We start from the raw sequence: 14237 nt of genomic DNA on the forward strand, positions 1-14237 counted from the left end.
GGCCAGCTATCCTGGAATCATGGCCAACGACCTGCCCGGTTCCTATTGCCAGAACTGCCTGACCTGGAACCCCGGGGATCGGGAGACTTGCGTGAAGTGCGGCACCCGCCTGCTCATCCTCGCCGGGGACCAGACCTGGGAGGACGAGCCCGAGGAGACGGAGGGCGGCGAGGATCTCGAGGAGCACCTCCTGGAGCGCATCACGGGGCTGGAGGAGACCCTCCGCCGCGTGGAGACCTACCTGGAGACCGTCTCCGACCAGCTGGGCAAGCTGGAGCGCAGCGAGGTGATGCTGCGCAACGGCCTCATGGCCCTCGTACAGGAGATGGAGCAGAAGCGCCAGTTGGACGCCCACGCCTTCTCGGAACGGTGGGAGAGCCTCGTCGAGGAGAACCTGCACCTCATCAGCGCCCGGGAGCTGTTCACCCGCTACCGGGCCCGCATCCTGCCCATCGCCCGGCCCAAGTCCATGTCCCAGCTCAAGCGAGCCCTGCTGGAGACCACGGCCCTGCTGGAGGCGGCCGACCTCCCCGGCGCCGCCCAGCGCCTGGGCCAGGCCCTGCCCCTGGATCCGAAGAACTACGAGCTGATCTTCACGGCGGCCTCCCTGCACGAGGCCGCCCAGAACTTCGAGGAGGCCGAGAGCCTCGCCCGCAAGGCCGTGGGCCTGAGCCCCCGCCACTTCGAGGCCTGGATGCTGCTGGCCAAGCTGCTCCAGGAACTGCCCGAGCACGCGGACCAGGCCATCGAGGCCCTGCACCAGGCCTCGGACCTGCGGCCCGAGGATGCCGAGCCCCGCATGCTGCTGGCGGAGCTTCTGCTGGACGAGGAGGATCTCCAGGGCGCCCTGGAGGCGGCCCAGGAGGCCGTGGCCCGCCGCAAGGACGGTGAGACCCTGCTACTGCTGGGCCAGGTCCATCTGGCCCGGGGCGAGAGCGGCATGGCCGTCCCCGCCCTCAAGGAGGCCAGCTCCTACCTGCCCGGCGACCTCCACGTGCGCGAGTCCCTGGCCGAGGCCTACCTCCTCCAGGGCGACCGATCCAAGGCCTTCGCCATCCTCCAGGAGCTGCTCACGCAGAACCCCGGCGATCCCCACCTCCTCCTCATGGTGGACGCCGAGGACCACCTCCAGCTACGCGAAGCCCGGGACGGCAAGGCCGGCACCCAGGTCCTGCTGGACGAGGCCGAGACCCTGCTGGATGAGAACCAGCTGGAATCCGCCGCCATGCTGCTCAAGCGCGCCCGGCGGAAGGGGAAGAGCCAGCGCTCCGAGTGGCTGGACCTGCGCCTCTCCTTCCTCCAGGACCCGGAGAAGACCCTGCGCTCCGCCCTGGCCTTCGCCTGCTCGGACCGCCACCCGCGCCTCTGCTTCCTGGCCCTGCGCCTGGCCCTGGAGCACCTCATGGCCCAGAAGCGCGAGGCCGAGATCGCCCGGACCTTGGATGCCTTCCTCACCCGCCACCCCAAGAGCACCGGCGCCTGGGAGGCCGCCCTCATGCGGCAGGCCTACCGCCTGATGAACGGCCAGGCCACGGAGCAGGACCTGATCGAGGTCCGCCGTCTCCACGCCCACCCCCTGCCGGGCATGGAACCCCGGGCCCGAACCCTGCTGGGCCAGTACCTCCTGGCCCTCAAGCGGCACCAGGAGGTGCTGGAGCTGATCGACCCCCTCATCGAGAAAGAACCCACCCTCATCAACCACTTCCAGCTCGGCGCCGCCCTGGCGGGCCTGGGGGAGCGGGAGGAGGCCCGGGTCCTGCTCAAGGCCGGGCTGGACGCGGAGGCCGGCGATCTCAATGACACCCAGGCCAAGGGTGTGAAGAACCAGATCCGCGGCCTGTTGAAGGAATTGAACGGGGCCGGCGAGGCCTGAGCAGGCGTGACCGACCTCACCGGGTATTAAGTTGACAATTTTAGTCGAGATTCCAGAATGGGATGTCTCGGGAGTGGTGTATGACCTCGACCTTCAACGTGGTCACCAGTCAGGAATACAAGTACGGCTTCGTCACGGATATCGAGGCGGACAGCGTCGCGCCCGGCCTCAGCGAGGAGGTCATCCGCTTCATCTCGGCCAAGAAGGGAGAACCCGACTGGCTGCTGGAGTTCCGGCTCAAGGCCTACCGCCACTGGCTGACCATGGCCGAGCCCGAGTGGGCCAAGGTCGAGTACCCGAAGCCCGACTTCCAGAAGATCGTCTACTACAGCGCCCCCAAGCCCAAGAAGCCCCAGTACGCCTCCATGGACGAGGTGGATCCCGAGCTGCGGCGCACCTTCGAGAAGCTGGGCGTGCCCATCCATGAGCAGGAGGCCCTGGCGGGCGTGGCCGTGGACGTGGTCTTCGACTCCGTCAGCGTGACCACCACCTACCGGGAGAAGCTGGCGGCGGTCGGCATCATTTTCTGCAGCTTCAGCGAGGCCGTGAAGTCCCATCCGGACCTGGTGAAGCAGTACCTGGGCAGCGTGGTGCCCTCCTCCGACAACTTCTACGCCGCCCTCAACAGCGCGGTGTTCACGGACGGCAGCTTCGTCTTCATCCCCAAGGGCGTGGCCTGCCCCATGGACTTGAGCACCTACTTCCGCATCAACAACAAGGAATCGGGCCAGTTCGAGCGCACCCTCATCGTGGCCGAGGAAGGCGCCAGCGTGAGCTACCTGGAGGGGTGCACCGCACCCCAGTTCGACACCAACCAGCTGCATGCGGCCGTGGTGGAGCTGGTGGCCCTGGACCGGGCCTCCATCAAGTACAGCACCGTGCAGAACTGGTACGCCGGCGACAAGGACGGCAAGGGCGGCATCTTCAACTTCGTGACCAAGCGCGGCCTCTGCAAGGGCAAGGCTTCGCACATCAGCTGGACCCAGGTGGAGACCGGCAGCGCCATCACCTGGAAGTACCCCAGCTGCGTGCTGCTGGGCGACGACAGCATCGGCGAGTTCTACAGCGTGGCCCTCACCAACCACAAGCAGCAGGCCGACACCGGCACCAAGATGATCCACATCGGCCGCAACACCAAGAGCACCATCGTCAGCAAGGGCATCAGCGCCGGCGACAGCTCCAACAGCTACCGCGGCCTGGTGAAGGTGCAGCCGAAGGCCGAGGGCGCGAGGAACTTCAGCCAGTGCGACTCCATGCTCATCGGCCAGTCCTGCAGCGCCAGCACCTTCCCCTACATCGAGGTGCAGAACCGCAGCGCCCGCGTGGAGCACGAGGCCACCACCAGCAAGATCGGCGAGGAGCAGCTGCTCTACTTCCAGCAGCGCGGCATCCCCGCCGAGGAAGCCATCAGCATGATCATCAACGGCTTCTGCAAGGACGTCTTCCGCGAGCTCCCCATGGAGTTCGCCGTCGAAGCCACCCGCCTGCTCTCCCTGAAGCTCGAAGGGAGCGTGGGCTAGCGATGAAACCGCGAAAGACGCGAATGGACGCGAAATCTCACGGCCATTGCCTTTCGCGAACCTTCGCGCCTTTCGCGGTTGATTTGTTGTTCTTGGAGTTTTAGATGCTCTCGATTCGTAACCTCACCGCCTCGATCAACGGCACGCCGGTGCTGAAGGGAATCGACCTGGAGATCAAGGCGGGGGAGATCCACGCCATCATGGGCCCCAACGGCTCGGGCAAGTCCACGCTGGGCAAGGTGCTGGTGGGCCATCCGGCCTACGAAGTCACCGGCGGCGAGGTCCTCTACGAAGGCCGGAACCTCTTCGAGCTGGCGGCCGATGAGCGGGCCCGCGCCGGGATCTTCATGGGGTTCCAGCACCCCATCGAGGTGCCGGGCGTGAGCAACGCCGCCTTCCTGCGCCTGGCCTACAACAAGAAGGCCGAGGCCGAGGGCCGTGACGAGCTGGATCCCCTGGAGTTCGACGACTTCATCCACGAGAAGATCAAGCTCGTGTCGATGAAGGAGGAATTCCTCGACCGCAGCCTCAACGAGGGCTTCTCCGGCGGCGAGAAGAAGCGCAACGAGATCCTCCAGATGGCGGTGCTGGAACCCAAGCTGGCCATCCTGGACGAGCTGGACAGCGGCCTGGACATCGACGCCCTGCGCGTGCTGGGCGACGCTGTCAACAAGCTCCAGCGCCCGGACCGCGCCCTGCTGATCATCACCCACTTCCCCCGCATTCTGGAGACCATCCAGCCCCAGTTCGTGCATGTGCTCTCCGGCGGCCGCATCCTCAAGAGCGCCGGCAAGGAGCTGGCCACCGAGCTCGAGGACCGCGGCTACGACTGGGTCCTGGAAGAGGCCGCCGCCGGGGGCGCCCGATGACCACGGCCGTTGTCGGTTCCAGCCTGCTGGTGGATCTGCTCAGCGCGCCCAGGCCCGCCGAATGGACTTCGCTGCGCGAAGCGGCAGAGCTGCGGTTGGCCGGACGCGCACTGCCCGCGACCCGGGACGAGGACTGGAAGTACACGGACCTGAAGGCCCTGGCCGCCGGTGCTTTCGGGCCCGCCCCGAAGACCACCGTGGACATCTCCGGGCACCTGCTCCCCGAGATGGTGGGCACGCGCCAGGTCTTCGTGAACGGGCACCACGCCCCCCACGCGAGCTGCGCCTCCGCCGTGCCGGCCGGGGTGCGCTACTTCCCCATGTCCCATGCGAGCGAGGCCTGCCACGCGCTGGGCAGCGTCGGCAACGGCGCGGCGAAGGGTCTCTTCGAGGACCTGAACACCGCCCGCTTCGAGGATGGCGCGGTCATCCTCGTGCCCAAGAACCTCAAGGTGGCCCTGCCCCTGCACCTCCTCTTCGTGACGAAGGCCGAATCCCCCGTGGCCGTGTTCCCCCGCCTCCTGGTGGTGCTGGAGCGGGGCGCGGAGCTGGAGCTGGTGGAGGAACACCACGGCGAGGGCGCCTACCTCAGCTGTCCCGTGGTCGAGGTGCATGTGGCCGAAGGCGCCGTCCTCCGCCATGAGCGCGTGCAGCGGGAGAGCCCCGAGGCCTTCCACCTCGCCACCCTCAAGGCCGAGGTCGGCAAGGGCGGCCAGTACCATTCCCGCACCCTCAGCTTCGGCGCCCGCCTCTCCCGGCAGGAGCCCCGCGTGCGGCTGGCCGAGGGCGCCGAGGCCACCCTGGACGGCCTGGCCCTGCTCGACGGGGTCCAGGTGGCCGATACCCACAGCTTCCTGCACCACGCCGAACCCGGCGCCACCAGCCGCCAGCTGCACAAGTGCATCGTGGATGGGCGGGCCCGCGCCATCTTCAACGGCCAGGTCCTCGTGGCCAAGGGCGCCCAGGGCACGGACGCCCAGCAGCAGAGCCGCAACCTGCTGCTCTCCGAGGCCGCCCGCGTGGACACCAAGCCCCAGCTGGAGATCTATGCCGACGACGTCAAGTGCAGCCACGGCGCCGCCGTGGGCCAGCTCGATCCCGAGGAGCTGTTCTACCTGCAGAGTCGCGGCATGAACGCCGACGACGCCCGCAACCTCCTCACCTACGGCTTCGCGGCGGACGTGCTCACCCACGTCCCCGTGGCCAGCCTGCGCCGGAGCCTGCGCCAGCTCGTCATGGCCCGCACCCAGGCCGGCTCGCTGGGAGACCTGGCATGAGCTCCCCCTCGAACATCGGCCTCCAGCCCCTCGACGTCCAGGCCATCCGCCAGGACTTCCCCCTGCTCTCCCGGGTCTTCCACGGCAAGCCCGTGGTCTACCTTGACAGCGCCGTGAGCGGCCAGATGCCTGTCCAGGTCATCGAGCGCATGGCGAAGTACGAGCGCGAGGAGCACACCAACGTCCACCGCGGCGTGAGCACCCTCAGCCAGGAGGCCACGGACTTCTACGAGGCCGCCCGCGAGAAGGTGCGGAAGTTCATCGGCGCCGCCTCCGCGCGCGAGATCGTCTGGACCCGCGGGACCACCGAGGCCATCAACCTCGTGGCCCAGACCTTCGGCCGGATGACCGTGAAGGAGGGCGACGAGATCCTCCTGTCGGCCATGGAGCACCACGCCAACATCGTGCCCTGGCAGATGCTGGCCCAGGAAAAGGGCGCCACGATCAAGGTCATCCCCATGAACGACGCCGGGGAGCTGATCCTGGAGTCCCTCGACGAGCTGATCACCGACCGCACGAAGATTCTGGGCGTGGTGCACGTCAGCAACGTCCTCGGCACCATCAACCCCGTGAGGGAGATCGTCGCCCGGGCCCACGCCAAGGGCGTGCCCGTGCTGGTGGACGGCGCCCAGGCCGTGCCGCACCTGAAGGTGGACGTGCAGGACCTGGACGCGGACTTCTACGTCTTCAGCGGCCACAAGCTCTCGGGGCCCACGGGCATCGGCATCCTCTACGGCAAGCTGGCCCTCCTGGAGGCCATGCCCCCCTGGCACGGGGGCGGCAGCATGATCCGCTCCGTGAGCTGGGAGAAGACCACCTACCTGCCCGCGCCGGGCAAGTTCGAGGCCGGCACGCCCCCCATCGCCGATGCCATCGGCCTCGGCGCCGCCATCGACTATGTGACCGCCCTGGGCCTGGACCGCATCGCCGCCCACGAGCACGAACTGCTGGCCTACGCCACGGAGAAGCTCGCCGCCATCCCCGGCCTCCGCATCCTCGGCACCGCCAGGGACAAGGCCAGTGTCCTCTCTTTCGTGGTGGACGGCATCCACCCCCACGACATGGGCAGCCTGTTGGACGGCGAAGGCGTCGTGGTCCGCGCCGGCCACCACTGCGCCCAGCCCATCATGACCCGCTTCCACGTCCCCGCCACCACCCGCGCCTCCTTCGCCTACTTCAACACCCGCGAGGAAGTGGACATCCTGGTGTCGGCCGTCCTCAAGGCCATCGAGCTATTCAAATGAAAAGGATCTCCACGAAGAACACGAAGATGAATCAAGAGCACGAAGGAAGTGCGTACGAGGCATCCCCGGATCTTCGTGCCCTGCCTTTCCCCTTCGTGTCCTTCGTGGATGTCTTTTCTACGTCTGGATCTTCCCGATGACCGACCCGCGCGAGCTGTACCAGCAGGTGATCCTGGAGCACAACAAGAAGCCCCGGAACTTCGGGAAGCTTGAACCCTGCACGCACCACGCGGAGGGCCACAACCCCCTCTGCGGCGACCAGCTGGACCTGACGCTGGTGGTCGAGGAAGGCGTGGTGCGGGACGTGAAGTTCGAGGGCAGCGGCTGCGCCATCGATGTCGCCAGCGCCAGCCTCATGACCAGTGCGGTGAAGGGGAAGCCCGTGGCCGAGGCCGAGGCCATGATCGAGCAGTTCCGCGGCATGGTGCGCGGCGAGCTCGATCCCGCCACCCAGACGCCCCTGCTGGGCAAGCTCACCCTCTTCAGCGGCGTCAAGGACCTCCCCAGCCGCGTGAAGTGCGCCATCCTCCCCTGGGCCACCCTCCACGCCGCGCTGAAGGGCGAAGAGGAAGCGAGCACGGAATGAACCCTCACCGCGGAGAGCGCAGAGAACGCCGAGAAAAGAAATCGGTTCTCCTCTGCGTTCTCCGCGTTCTCTGCGGTGAATGCGATGCCTAAGATTGCCGAGATCGAATACACCCCCAACCCCAACGCGGTGAAGTTCGTGCTGAAGGAGCCCGTGGCCCTGGGCTTCCCGAAGTCCTTCCCCAACGCGGAGACCGCCGAGCAGGACGAGCTGGCCAAGGGCCTCTTCGCCGTGGGGAACGTCACCTCGGTGTTCATGCAGGACAAGTTCCTCACCGTCACCAAGACCGACGACAAGGGCTGGCCGGAGATGCTGCCCCTGCTGGCCGCGCCCATTCGGGCCGCGGCGGGCGCGGGCGGCGGACAGGCTCCGCCTCCTGGCGGTCCCCGGGTCTTCAGCAAGGTGGATGACGAGAACGACCCCATGCTCAAGGACATCCGCATGGTGCTGGAGAGCGCCATCCTGCCCGCCCTGGCGGCGGACGGTGGCGGCCTGGAACTGATCGGGCGGCACGAAAAGCAGGTGATGATCCGGTACATGGGCGCCTGCGGCTCCTGCCCCGCTAGCCTCACGGGTACCCTGGTGGCCATCGAGGGCATGCTCCAGAAGGAAGTGGACCCGGAGATCGTGGTCATCTCAGTCTGAGAAGGCCTGAACTGCCCCCATCGGCCCTCGCCGCGGACGGCGGCGACCTGGAGTTGATCGGGCGGCACGAGAAGCAGGTGATGATCCGGATGGATGCTCACATGGGGGCGCCTGCGGCTCCTGCCCCGCCAGCCTCACCGGCACCCTGGTCGCCATCGAGGGCATGCTCCAGAAGGAAGTGGACCCGGAGATCGTGGTGATCTCCGTCTGAGGCCGTCCACGGGAAAAACAGACGCCAACCGCGGTGAAACAGCCTTTCGAGTCACCCTCCCCCGTCGGCCTTTCCGGATATTTCATGGCCCCTGAAGGCTTTCTGGGCTAATCTGGGCGTTCTGCCGGACTTCGCGTGCCGGGATTCCAGCGCACCGCCAGAGAGCGGGCGCAACCAAACGAGGTGGACTTCATGTCCAAGCTAGAAGCAATCATCAAGGGCCAGGCCCGCAAGCAGGTGGGCCGCATCAGCGTGCTCGACGCGGCGTTCGAAGAGGACAGCCCAGAGAACCAGGAGTTCCTGGCCGCGCTGCAGGGTGAGACCCGGGGCCTCCGCGAGGAGGAGGTCGTCCGTGGCGTCGTCGTGGAGATCCGCGGCAAGGACGTCATCGTCGACATCGGCTACAAGGGGTCGGGCACCGTCAACCTTGACGAGTTCAACAATCCCGATGGCACCCAGGGCGTCCAGGTGGGCGACGTGGTCGAAGTGCTGCTCGAGATGCTGGAGGACGCCCACGGCAACGTGCGCCTCAGCCGCGAGCGCGCCGAGAAGATGAAGATCTGGGACGAGGTCGAGAAGGCCTTCCGTTCCAACATGACCGTGCACGGCACCGTGCTCGAGAAGGTCAAGGGCGGCCTGGCCGTGGACATCGGCATCCGCGCCTTCCTGCCCGGCAGCCAGGTGGACATGAAGCCCGTCCGCAACCTGGATCCCTACCTCGGCAAGTCCTTCGACATGAAGGTCATCAAGGTCAACCGCCGCCGGGGCAACATCGTGCTGTCCCGCAAGCTGTTCCTCGAAACCATCAACGCGAGCCTGAAGGAAGAGACCCTGGCGGGCCTCGAGGAAGGCAAGCTGGTCGAGGGCACCATCAAGAACATCACCGAGTACGGCGCCTTCGTCGACCTGGGTGGCGTGGACGGCCTGCTGCACATCACCGACATGTCCTGGGGCCGGCTCAACCACCCCAGCGAGATGTTCCAGGTGGGCGACAAGGTCGAAGTGGCCGTGCTCAAGTACGACAAGGACACCGAGCGCGTGTCCTTGGGCTACAAGCAGAAGTTCCCGGATCCCTGGCTCTCCGTCGAGGAGCGCTATCCCATCCAGGCCACCGTCAAGGGCAAGGTCGTCTCGATCACCGACTACGGCGCATTTGTTGAGCTGGAGCCCGGCATCGAGGGCCTGGTCCACGTCTCCGAGATGAGCTGGACCAAGAAGGTCAAGTCCGCCAAGGGCATGGTCAACCTGGGCGACCAGGTCGAGGCCCTGATCCTGCAGGTGGATTCCGAGAACCGCCGCATCAGCCTCGGCATGAAGCAGATCACCCCGAACCCCTGGATGGCCATCGCCGAGAAGTACCAGCCCGGCATGATCGTCACGGGCACCGTGCGCAACATCACGGAGTTCGGTGCCTTCGTGGAGCTGGAAGAGGGCATCGACGGCCTCATCCACGTCTCCGACTTCAGCTGGACCAAGAAGATCAAGCACCCCGGCGAGATCGTGAAGAAGGGCGACAGCGTCACCGCCAAGGTCCTCAACCTGGACCCCCTGGCCCAGCGCATGAGCCTCGGCGTGAAGCAGATGGAGCCCAACGTCTGGGAGATCTTCTTCGAAGGCCACCACGTGGGTGACGTCCTCACCGGCAAGATCGCCCGCCTGACCGACTTCGGCGCCTTCGTCGACCTCGGCGACGGCATCGAGGGCTTGGTCCACGTCTCCGAGCTCTCCCGCAAGCGGGTGGAGGACATCCAGAAGGAGTTCGCCGCCGGCCAGGATCTCACCATGAAGATCGTGAAGCTCGATCCCACCGAGCGCCGCATCGGCCTCTCCGTGAAGCAGCTGGAGCAGGACCAGGAGCGCGGCGACATGGAAGCCGCCAAGGCCCGTCAGCCCGAGTTCAAAAAGGCGACGCTGGCCGACGCCTTCAACAAGGCCGAGCGCGAGTAGCGTTCCTTCCTCAACTCATCACGACGAGGCCCCCGCGAGGGGGCTTCGTCGTGATGGGATGCGATACTCGGAAGCCCCCTCTGGCTTTCACGGATCCCATGCGCTTCCTCCACACCTCCGACTGGCACCTCGGCAAGACCCTCTGCAATGCGAACCTCCTGGAAGACCAGGCCCACGCCCTGGACCAGGTGGCGGCCATGGCGAAGGAGACCCGCGCCGAAGCGCTGGTGGTGGCCGGGGACCTCTACGACCGCGCGGTGCCGCCCAAGGAGGCCGTGGCCCTGCTGGACGATACCCTCGACCGCCTCGTGCGGGGCCTGGGTGTGCCCGTGCTCATCATCGCGGGGAACCACGACAGCCCCGAGCGCCTGGGCTTCGCCTCCAGCTTCCTGGGAACCCAGGGTCTCCACGTGGCCGGGCCCCTGGGGCCGCCGGAGCCGGTCCTCATCGGCAGCGCCGCCTTCCACCTCCTGCCCTACGCGGATCCGGTCATGGCCCGCCACGCCTTCCAGGACGAGGCCATCCGCACCCATCAGGACGCCCTGGCGGCTCAGCTGGCCCGGGCCCGCGCCGCCCATCCGGAGGGCCGCCGCTTCGTCGCCGTGGCGCACGCCTTCGTGGCCGGAGGCGAGGGCTCGGACTCCGAGCTGGGCCTGGCCGTGGGCGGCACCGGCGAGGTGGACGCGGCGCTCTTCCGGGACTGCGACTACGCGGCCCTGGGCCACCTCCACCGCCCGCAGGCGGCCGGCTTCCCCCACGTGCGCTACGCCGGCAGCCTGCTCAAGTACAGCGCCTCCGAGGCCACCCACGCTAAGGCCGTCACCCTGGTGGAGCTGCCGGAACGCGGTCCCGCCCACATCGAGTCCCTGCCCCTCACGCCCCGCCGCGACCTGCGGCGCCTGCGCGGCCATTTCGATGACCTGATGCGCGGCCCCCAGGGAAACTCCGACGACTACCTGTTCCTGGACCTGCTGGACGAGGGTCCGGTGCTGGACGCCATGGCCCGCCTGCGCCAGGTCTATCCGAACATCCTCGGCCTCCAGCCCGCTTCGCCGGCGGCAGCGCCCCAGGAGATCGCGCGCGCCGCGGACCGCGACCTGGATCCCGCGGCCCTCTTCGAGGCCTTCTTCCAGGACACCGCCGGCCGCCCCATGGACGGCGAGGAACGGGCCCTCTTCCAGGACGTGGCCGGGAAGCTGCTCGCCGGGGAGGCCGAATGAAGCCCCTGCGGCTCAGCCTGGAAGCCTTCGGTCCCTATGCGGGAAGACAGGATCTGGACTTCGCGGACCTGGGCGACCAGTCCTTCTTCCTCATCCACGGCCCCACGGGCGCCGGCAAGACCAGCATCCTGGACGGCATCAGCTACGCCCTCTACGGCCAGACCAGCGGCGGCCAGCGGGAGACCCGCGACCTACGCAGCCACTTCGCCCCAGCGGACACGCCCACCCGCGTGACCTTCGACTTCGCCCTGGGCGCGAAGACCTACCGGGTGGAGCGGACGCCAGAACAGCAGGTGCCGAAGGTGCGCGGCGGCGGCACCAAGAAGCAGCCCTACGCGGCGCACCTATGGGAGCTGGCGGACGGCGCCGAGGTGCCCCTGGCCACGGAGAAGCCCACGGTGGTGGACGCGGCGGTGGCGGACCTGCTGGGCTTCAGGGCCAGCCAGTTCCGGCAGGTGGTCCTGCTGCCCCAGGGCCGCTTCCAGGAGTTCATGCTGGCGGGCTCCGCCGAGCGCCAGGCCATCCTCCAGACCCTCTTCCAGACCGCCCGCTACGCCGCCCTCGCCGAGGCCCTGGCGGAGCGGGAGAAGGCCCTGCGGGAGGCCCTGCTCGCGGCCCAGGCCGAGGAACGCCAGCTCCTCGCCCAGGCCGGCGTGGCCGCCGCCCAGGAGCTGCCGGAGCACCTCGAAGCCACGGCCCAGCTGGTGGAGGCGCGGATCCAAGAGCAGCAGGAAGCCCAGGGCGCCCTGGATCGGGCGGAGGCTGTCCTGAGCGAGGGGACGCGTTTGGAGGAGGCCCTCGCCCGGGTACACACGCTGGAACAGGAGGTCGACCGGCTGGCGGAGGCCGCGGCATCGCGGGCCCTGGCCAACACCAGAGCCGAAGGCGCCCTGGTCGGGGTGGAACGCGAGGAGCCCCGCCGCGAGGATCTGCGCCGCGCCATCGGCCGGTTGAAGGACCTTGAACCCAAGCTGGCAGCCCTCGAGCAGGCCAGAAAGGAAACCGCGGAGGCTGTCCGGCAGGACCAGCACCTCAAGCGGCTGGCCGAGGAGCAGACCCGGCGCCGAGATGCCGCCGAACAGGAGGCCGCGCGCCAGAAAGCCCTCCTGCAGGAGCTTCGGACCGAGGCTTCCCAGTTGGCAGGCCGCGAGGGTCTGCTCCGCCTGGCCCACCAGAAGCGGACGCAGCGTGGGCAGTTCGATCAGGCCCAGCAGGCGGTCGAGCGCGCCTCCGCCGCCCTGGACACTGCCCGCGCCGCCCGGGACACCGCCGAGCAGGCCGTGAAGAATGCACGCGACCACTTCCGCGACCTCCAGGAACGACGCCTGGCGGCCCAGGCGGCCCATCTGGCCCGGAACCTGAGACCCGGCGAGCCGTGCCCTGTCTGCGGCAGCGAAGCCCATCCCCGGCCAGCCGGGCCCTCCGTGGATCTACCGGGCGAGCAGGAAATCCGGCAGGCTCAGGCGCAACAGGATGAAGCAGAGGCAACCCTGGCCCGCACCCAGGAGGCCGCCGCCGCCTGTTCCTCGGCCCGGGAGACCGCCCGCAACCGCCAACAGGATCTGGCTCATCATCTGGGCGAGGCCACGGAGGTTGCCCTCGAGAGCCTGGCGGCCGAGGAGGTGCGATCCTTGGAAGCTCTGGAACGCAGCCGCCAGGCCGAGACCAGCCTGACCATGGCCGAGCGGATCCTGACCGAGGCAGAGGAGGCTCAGAAGGAGGCCGAAGCTCAGCTCGCCGCCACCACCCACCGCCTATCGGAGGTGGCGCTTCTGGAGGCCGGCGCGCAGGCGAGGGTGAAGGTCCACGAGGAGGCCCTGTCGGAGGATCTGCGGGTTCCCGGGGCGCTCGCGGCCCGGCGGGGGAAGGCAGAGGAGGAGCTAGCCCAATCCGAATCCGGACTGAAGGCGGCCCGCGAAGCCCGGGAAGCGGCCCAGGCCGCGGCCATCGAGGCAGAGGCCGCCCTCAAATCACACAGAGACCGCCTGGAGGCCGCCCGGAGGGAAGCCCGCCGGACGGAAGCCGAGTTCGCGGCGGCCCTGGCGGCGGCGGGCGGCGAGCCTCCGCCCGAAGGCGTGCCCATGCCGGACCTGCCGGCCCTCCAGGCGGCGCGAAACAGCGCCCAGGCCCGCTTCGCCCAGACCGGCGAGGCCCTGGGCCATGCCCGATCTGAACAGGCCGCCCTCCAGCGCCTGGAGGCGTCCCTGGCGGAGCTCGGAGCTCGTCAGGGCGCGGAGGAGCGCCGCCACCGCGCGGCCGCCAGCCTGGCTCGGGTGGCCCGGGGCGAGGAGGGGATCCGCGTCTCCTTCGAACGCTACGTCCAGGGCGCCCTCCTGGACGAGGTGCTGGTCTCGGCCTCGGAGCGGCTGCGCCGCATGAGCAAGCAGCGCTACGCCCTGCGGCGGGCCACCACCGGCGGCGACCTGCGGCGGGCCGGGGGCCTGGAGCTGGAGATCACGGACGCCCACACGGGCCGCGCCCGGGCCGTGAGCTCGCTGTCGGGCGGCGAGGGCTTCCAGGCCAGCCTGGCCCTGGCCCTGGGCCTCTCGGACGTGGTGCAGCGCCATGCCGGCGGCATCCGGCTGGACACGGTCTTCATCGACGAGGGCTTCGGCAGCCTGGACCCCGAGGCCCTGGACCTGGCCCTCCGCACCCTGGAGGACCTCAACCAGGGCGGCCGCCTGGTGGGCCTCATCAGCCACCTGGACGACGTGAAGGCCCGCATCCCCGCCCGCCTGGAGGTGACGCCCGGGCCCGGTGGCAGCCACGCCCGGTTCCGGGTCGACTGAGCCCAAGGGCCTGAGCGCCACGGCGCAAAACGCTGGTCACGGAAGCCACGGAAACA

General features: G+C 68.5%; 10 protein-coding genes. All 10 read left to right on the plus strand.

Annotated elements, in window-relative coordinates:
- The first annotated feature begins 19 nt into the window (after positions 1-19).
- The 10 genes from MLE64_RS07770 (at position 20) to MLE64_RS07815 (ending at position 14181) form a co-directional block, all read left to right on the plus strand.
- Complete coding sequence (locus tag MLE64_RS07770) at positions 20-1873, plus strand: tetratricopeptide repeat protein (protein WP_243317211.1); 1854 nt, start codon at positions 20-22, stop codon at positions 1871-1873.
- A gap of 80 nt (positions 1874-1953) precedes the next feature.
- Positions 1954-3393: a Fe-S cluster assembly protein SufB gene (sufB, locus tag MLE64_RS07775; protein WP_243317212.1), complete on the plus strand. Its 1440-nt coding sequence runs from the start codon at positions 1954-1956 to the stop codon at positions 3391-3393.
- Between the two features lie 104 nt (positions 3394-3497).
- The gene (gene sufC / locus MLE64_RS07780; RefSeq protein ID WP_243317213.1) at positions 3498-4262 is read left to right on the plus strand and encodes a Fe-S cluster assembly ATPase SufC; all 765 of its coding nucleotides are present in this window, start codon (positions 3498-3500) and stop codon (positions 4260-4262) included.
- The gene (gene sufD, locus MLE64_RS07785; RefSeq protein ID WP_243317214.1) at positions 4259-5539 is read left to right on the plus strand and encodes a Fe-S cluster assembly protein SufD; all 1281 of its coding nucleotides are present in this window, start codon (positions 4259-4261) and stop codon (positions 5537-5539) included. The genes sufC and sufD overlap by 4 nt, the downstream gene beginning before the upstream one ends.
- A complete protein-coding gene (locus tag MLE64_RS07790) occupies positions 5536-6783 on the plus strand; it encodes a cysteine desulfurase (RefSeq protein ID WP_243317215.1) in 1248 nt (415 codons plus the stop codon). Before sufD ends, MLE64_RS07790 begins: the two co-directional genes overlap by 4 nt.
- Before the next feature lie 136 nt (positions 6784-6919).
- Positions 6920-7369 (plus strand): Fe-S cluster assembly sulfur transfer protein SufU, encoded by a 450-nt coding sequence (gene sufU, locus MLE64_RS07795; RefSeq protein WP_243317216.1) that lies wholly within the window; start codon positions 6920-6922, stop codon positions 7367-7369.
- A gap of 84 nt (positions 7370-7453) precedes the next feature.
- Positions 7454-8014: a NifU family protein gene (locus MLE64_RS07800; RefSeq protein ID WP_243294882.1), complete on the plus strand. Its 561-nt coding sequence runs from the start codon at positions 7454-7456 to the stop codon at positions 8012-8014.
- Between the two features lie 403 nt (positions 8015-8417).
- Complete coding sequence (locus MLE64_RS07805; RefSeq protein WP_243287752.1) at positions 8418-10172, plus strand: 30S ribosomal protein S1; 1755 nt, start codon at positions 8418-8420, stop codon at positions 10170-10172.
- A 98-nt stretch (positions 10173-10270) separates the two neighbouring features.
- Entirely contained in the window at positions 10271-11392 is a 1122-nt protein-coding gene (locus MLE64_RS07810) for an exonuclease SbcCD subunit D (RefSeq protein ID WP_243317217.1), read from the plus strand.
- The gene (locus tag MLE64_RS07815; protein WP_243317218.1) at positions 11389-14181 is read left to right on the plus strand and encodes an AAA family ATPase; all 2793 of its coding nucleotides are present in this window, start codon (positions 11389-11391) and stop codon (positions 14179-14181) included. The genes MLE64_RS07810 and MLE64_RS07815 overlap by 4 nt, the downstream gene beginning before the upstream one ends.
- Positions 14182-14237: the final 56 nt, after the last annotated feature.

It is taken from the genome of Geothrix paludis, assembly GCF_022808815.1.
GTDB lineage: Bacteria > Acidobacteriota > Holophagae > Holophagales > Holophagaceae > Geothrix > Geothrix paludis.

Excerpts from the sequence above, each read along its gene's own strand:
- MLE64_RS07770 (WP_243317211.1), top strand. The coding sequence starts at position 20 with ATGGCCAACGACCTGCCCGGTTCCTATTGCCAGAACTGCCTGACCTGG.
- sufB (WP_243317212.1), top strand. The coding sequence starts at position 1,954 with ATGACCTCGACCTTCAACGTGGTCACCAGTCAGGAATACAAGTACGGC.
- sufC (WP_243317213.1), top strand. The coding sequence starts at position 3,498 with ATGCTCTCGATTCGTAACCTCACCGCCTCGATCAACGGCACGCCGGTG.
- sufD (WP_243317214.1), top strand. The coding sequence starts at position 4,259 with ATGACCACGGCCGTTGTCGGTTCCAGCCTGCTGGTGGATCTGCTCAGC.
- MLE64_RS07790 (WP_243317215.1), top strand. The coding sequence starts at position 5,536 with ATGAGCTCCCCCTCGAACATCGGCCTCCAGCCCCTCGACGTCCAGGCC.
- sufU (WP_243317216.1), top strand. The coding sequence starts at position 6,920 with ATGACCGACCCGCGCGAGCTGTACCAGCAGGTGATCCTGGAGCACAAC.
- MLE64_RS07800 (WP_243294882.1), top strand. The coding sequence starts at position 7,454 with ATGCCTAAGATTGCCGAGATCGAATACACCCCCAACCCCAACGCGGTG.
- MLE64_RS07805 (WP_243287752.1), top strand. The coding sequence starts at position 8,418 with ATGTCCAAGCTAGAAGCAATCATCAAGGGCCAGGCCCGCAAGCAGGTG.
- MLE64_RS07810 (WP_243317217.1), top strand. The coding sequence starts at position 10,271 with ATGCGCTTCCTCCACACCTCCGACTGGCACCTCGGCAAGACCCTCTGC.
- MLE64_RS07815 (WP_243317218.1), top strand. The coding sequence starts at position 11,389 with ATGAAGCCCCTGCGGCTCAGCCTGGAAGCCTTCGGTCCCTATGCGGGA.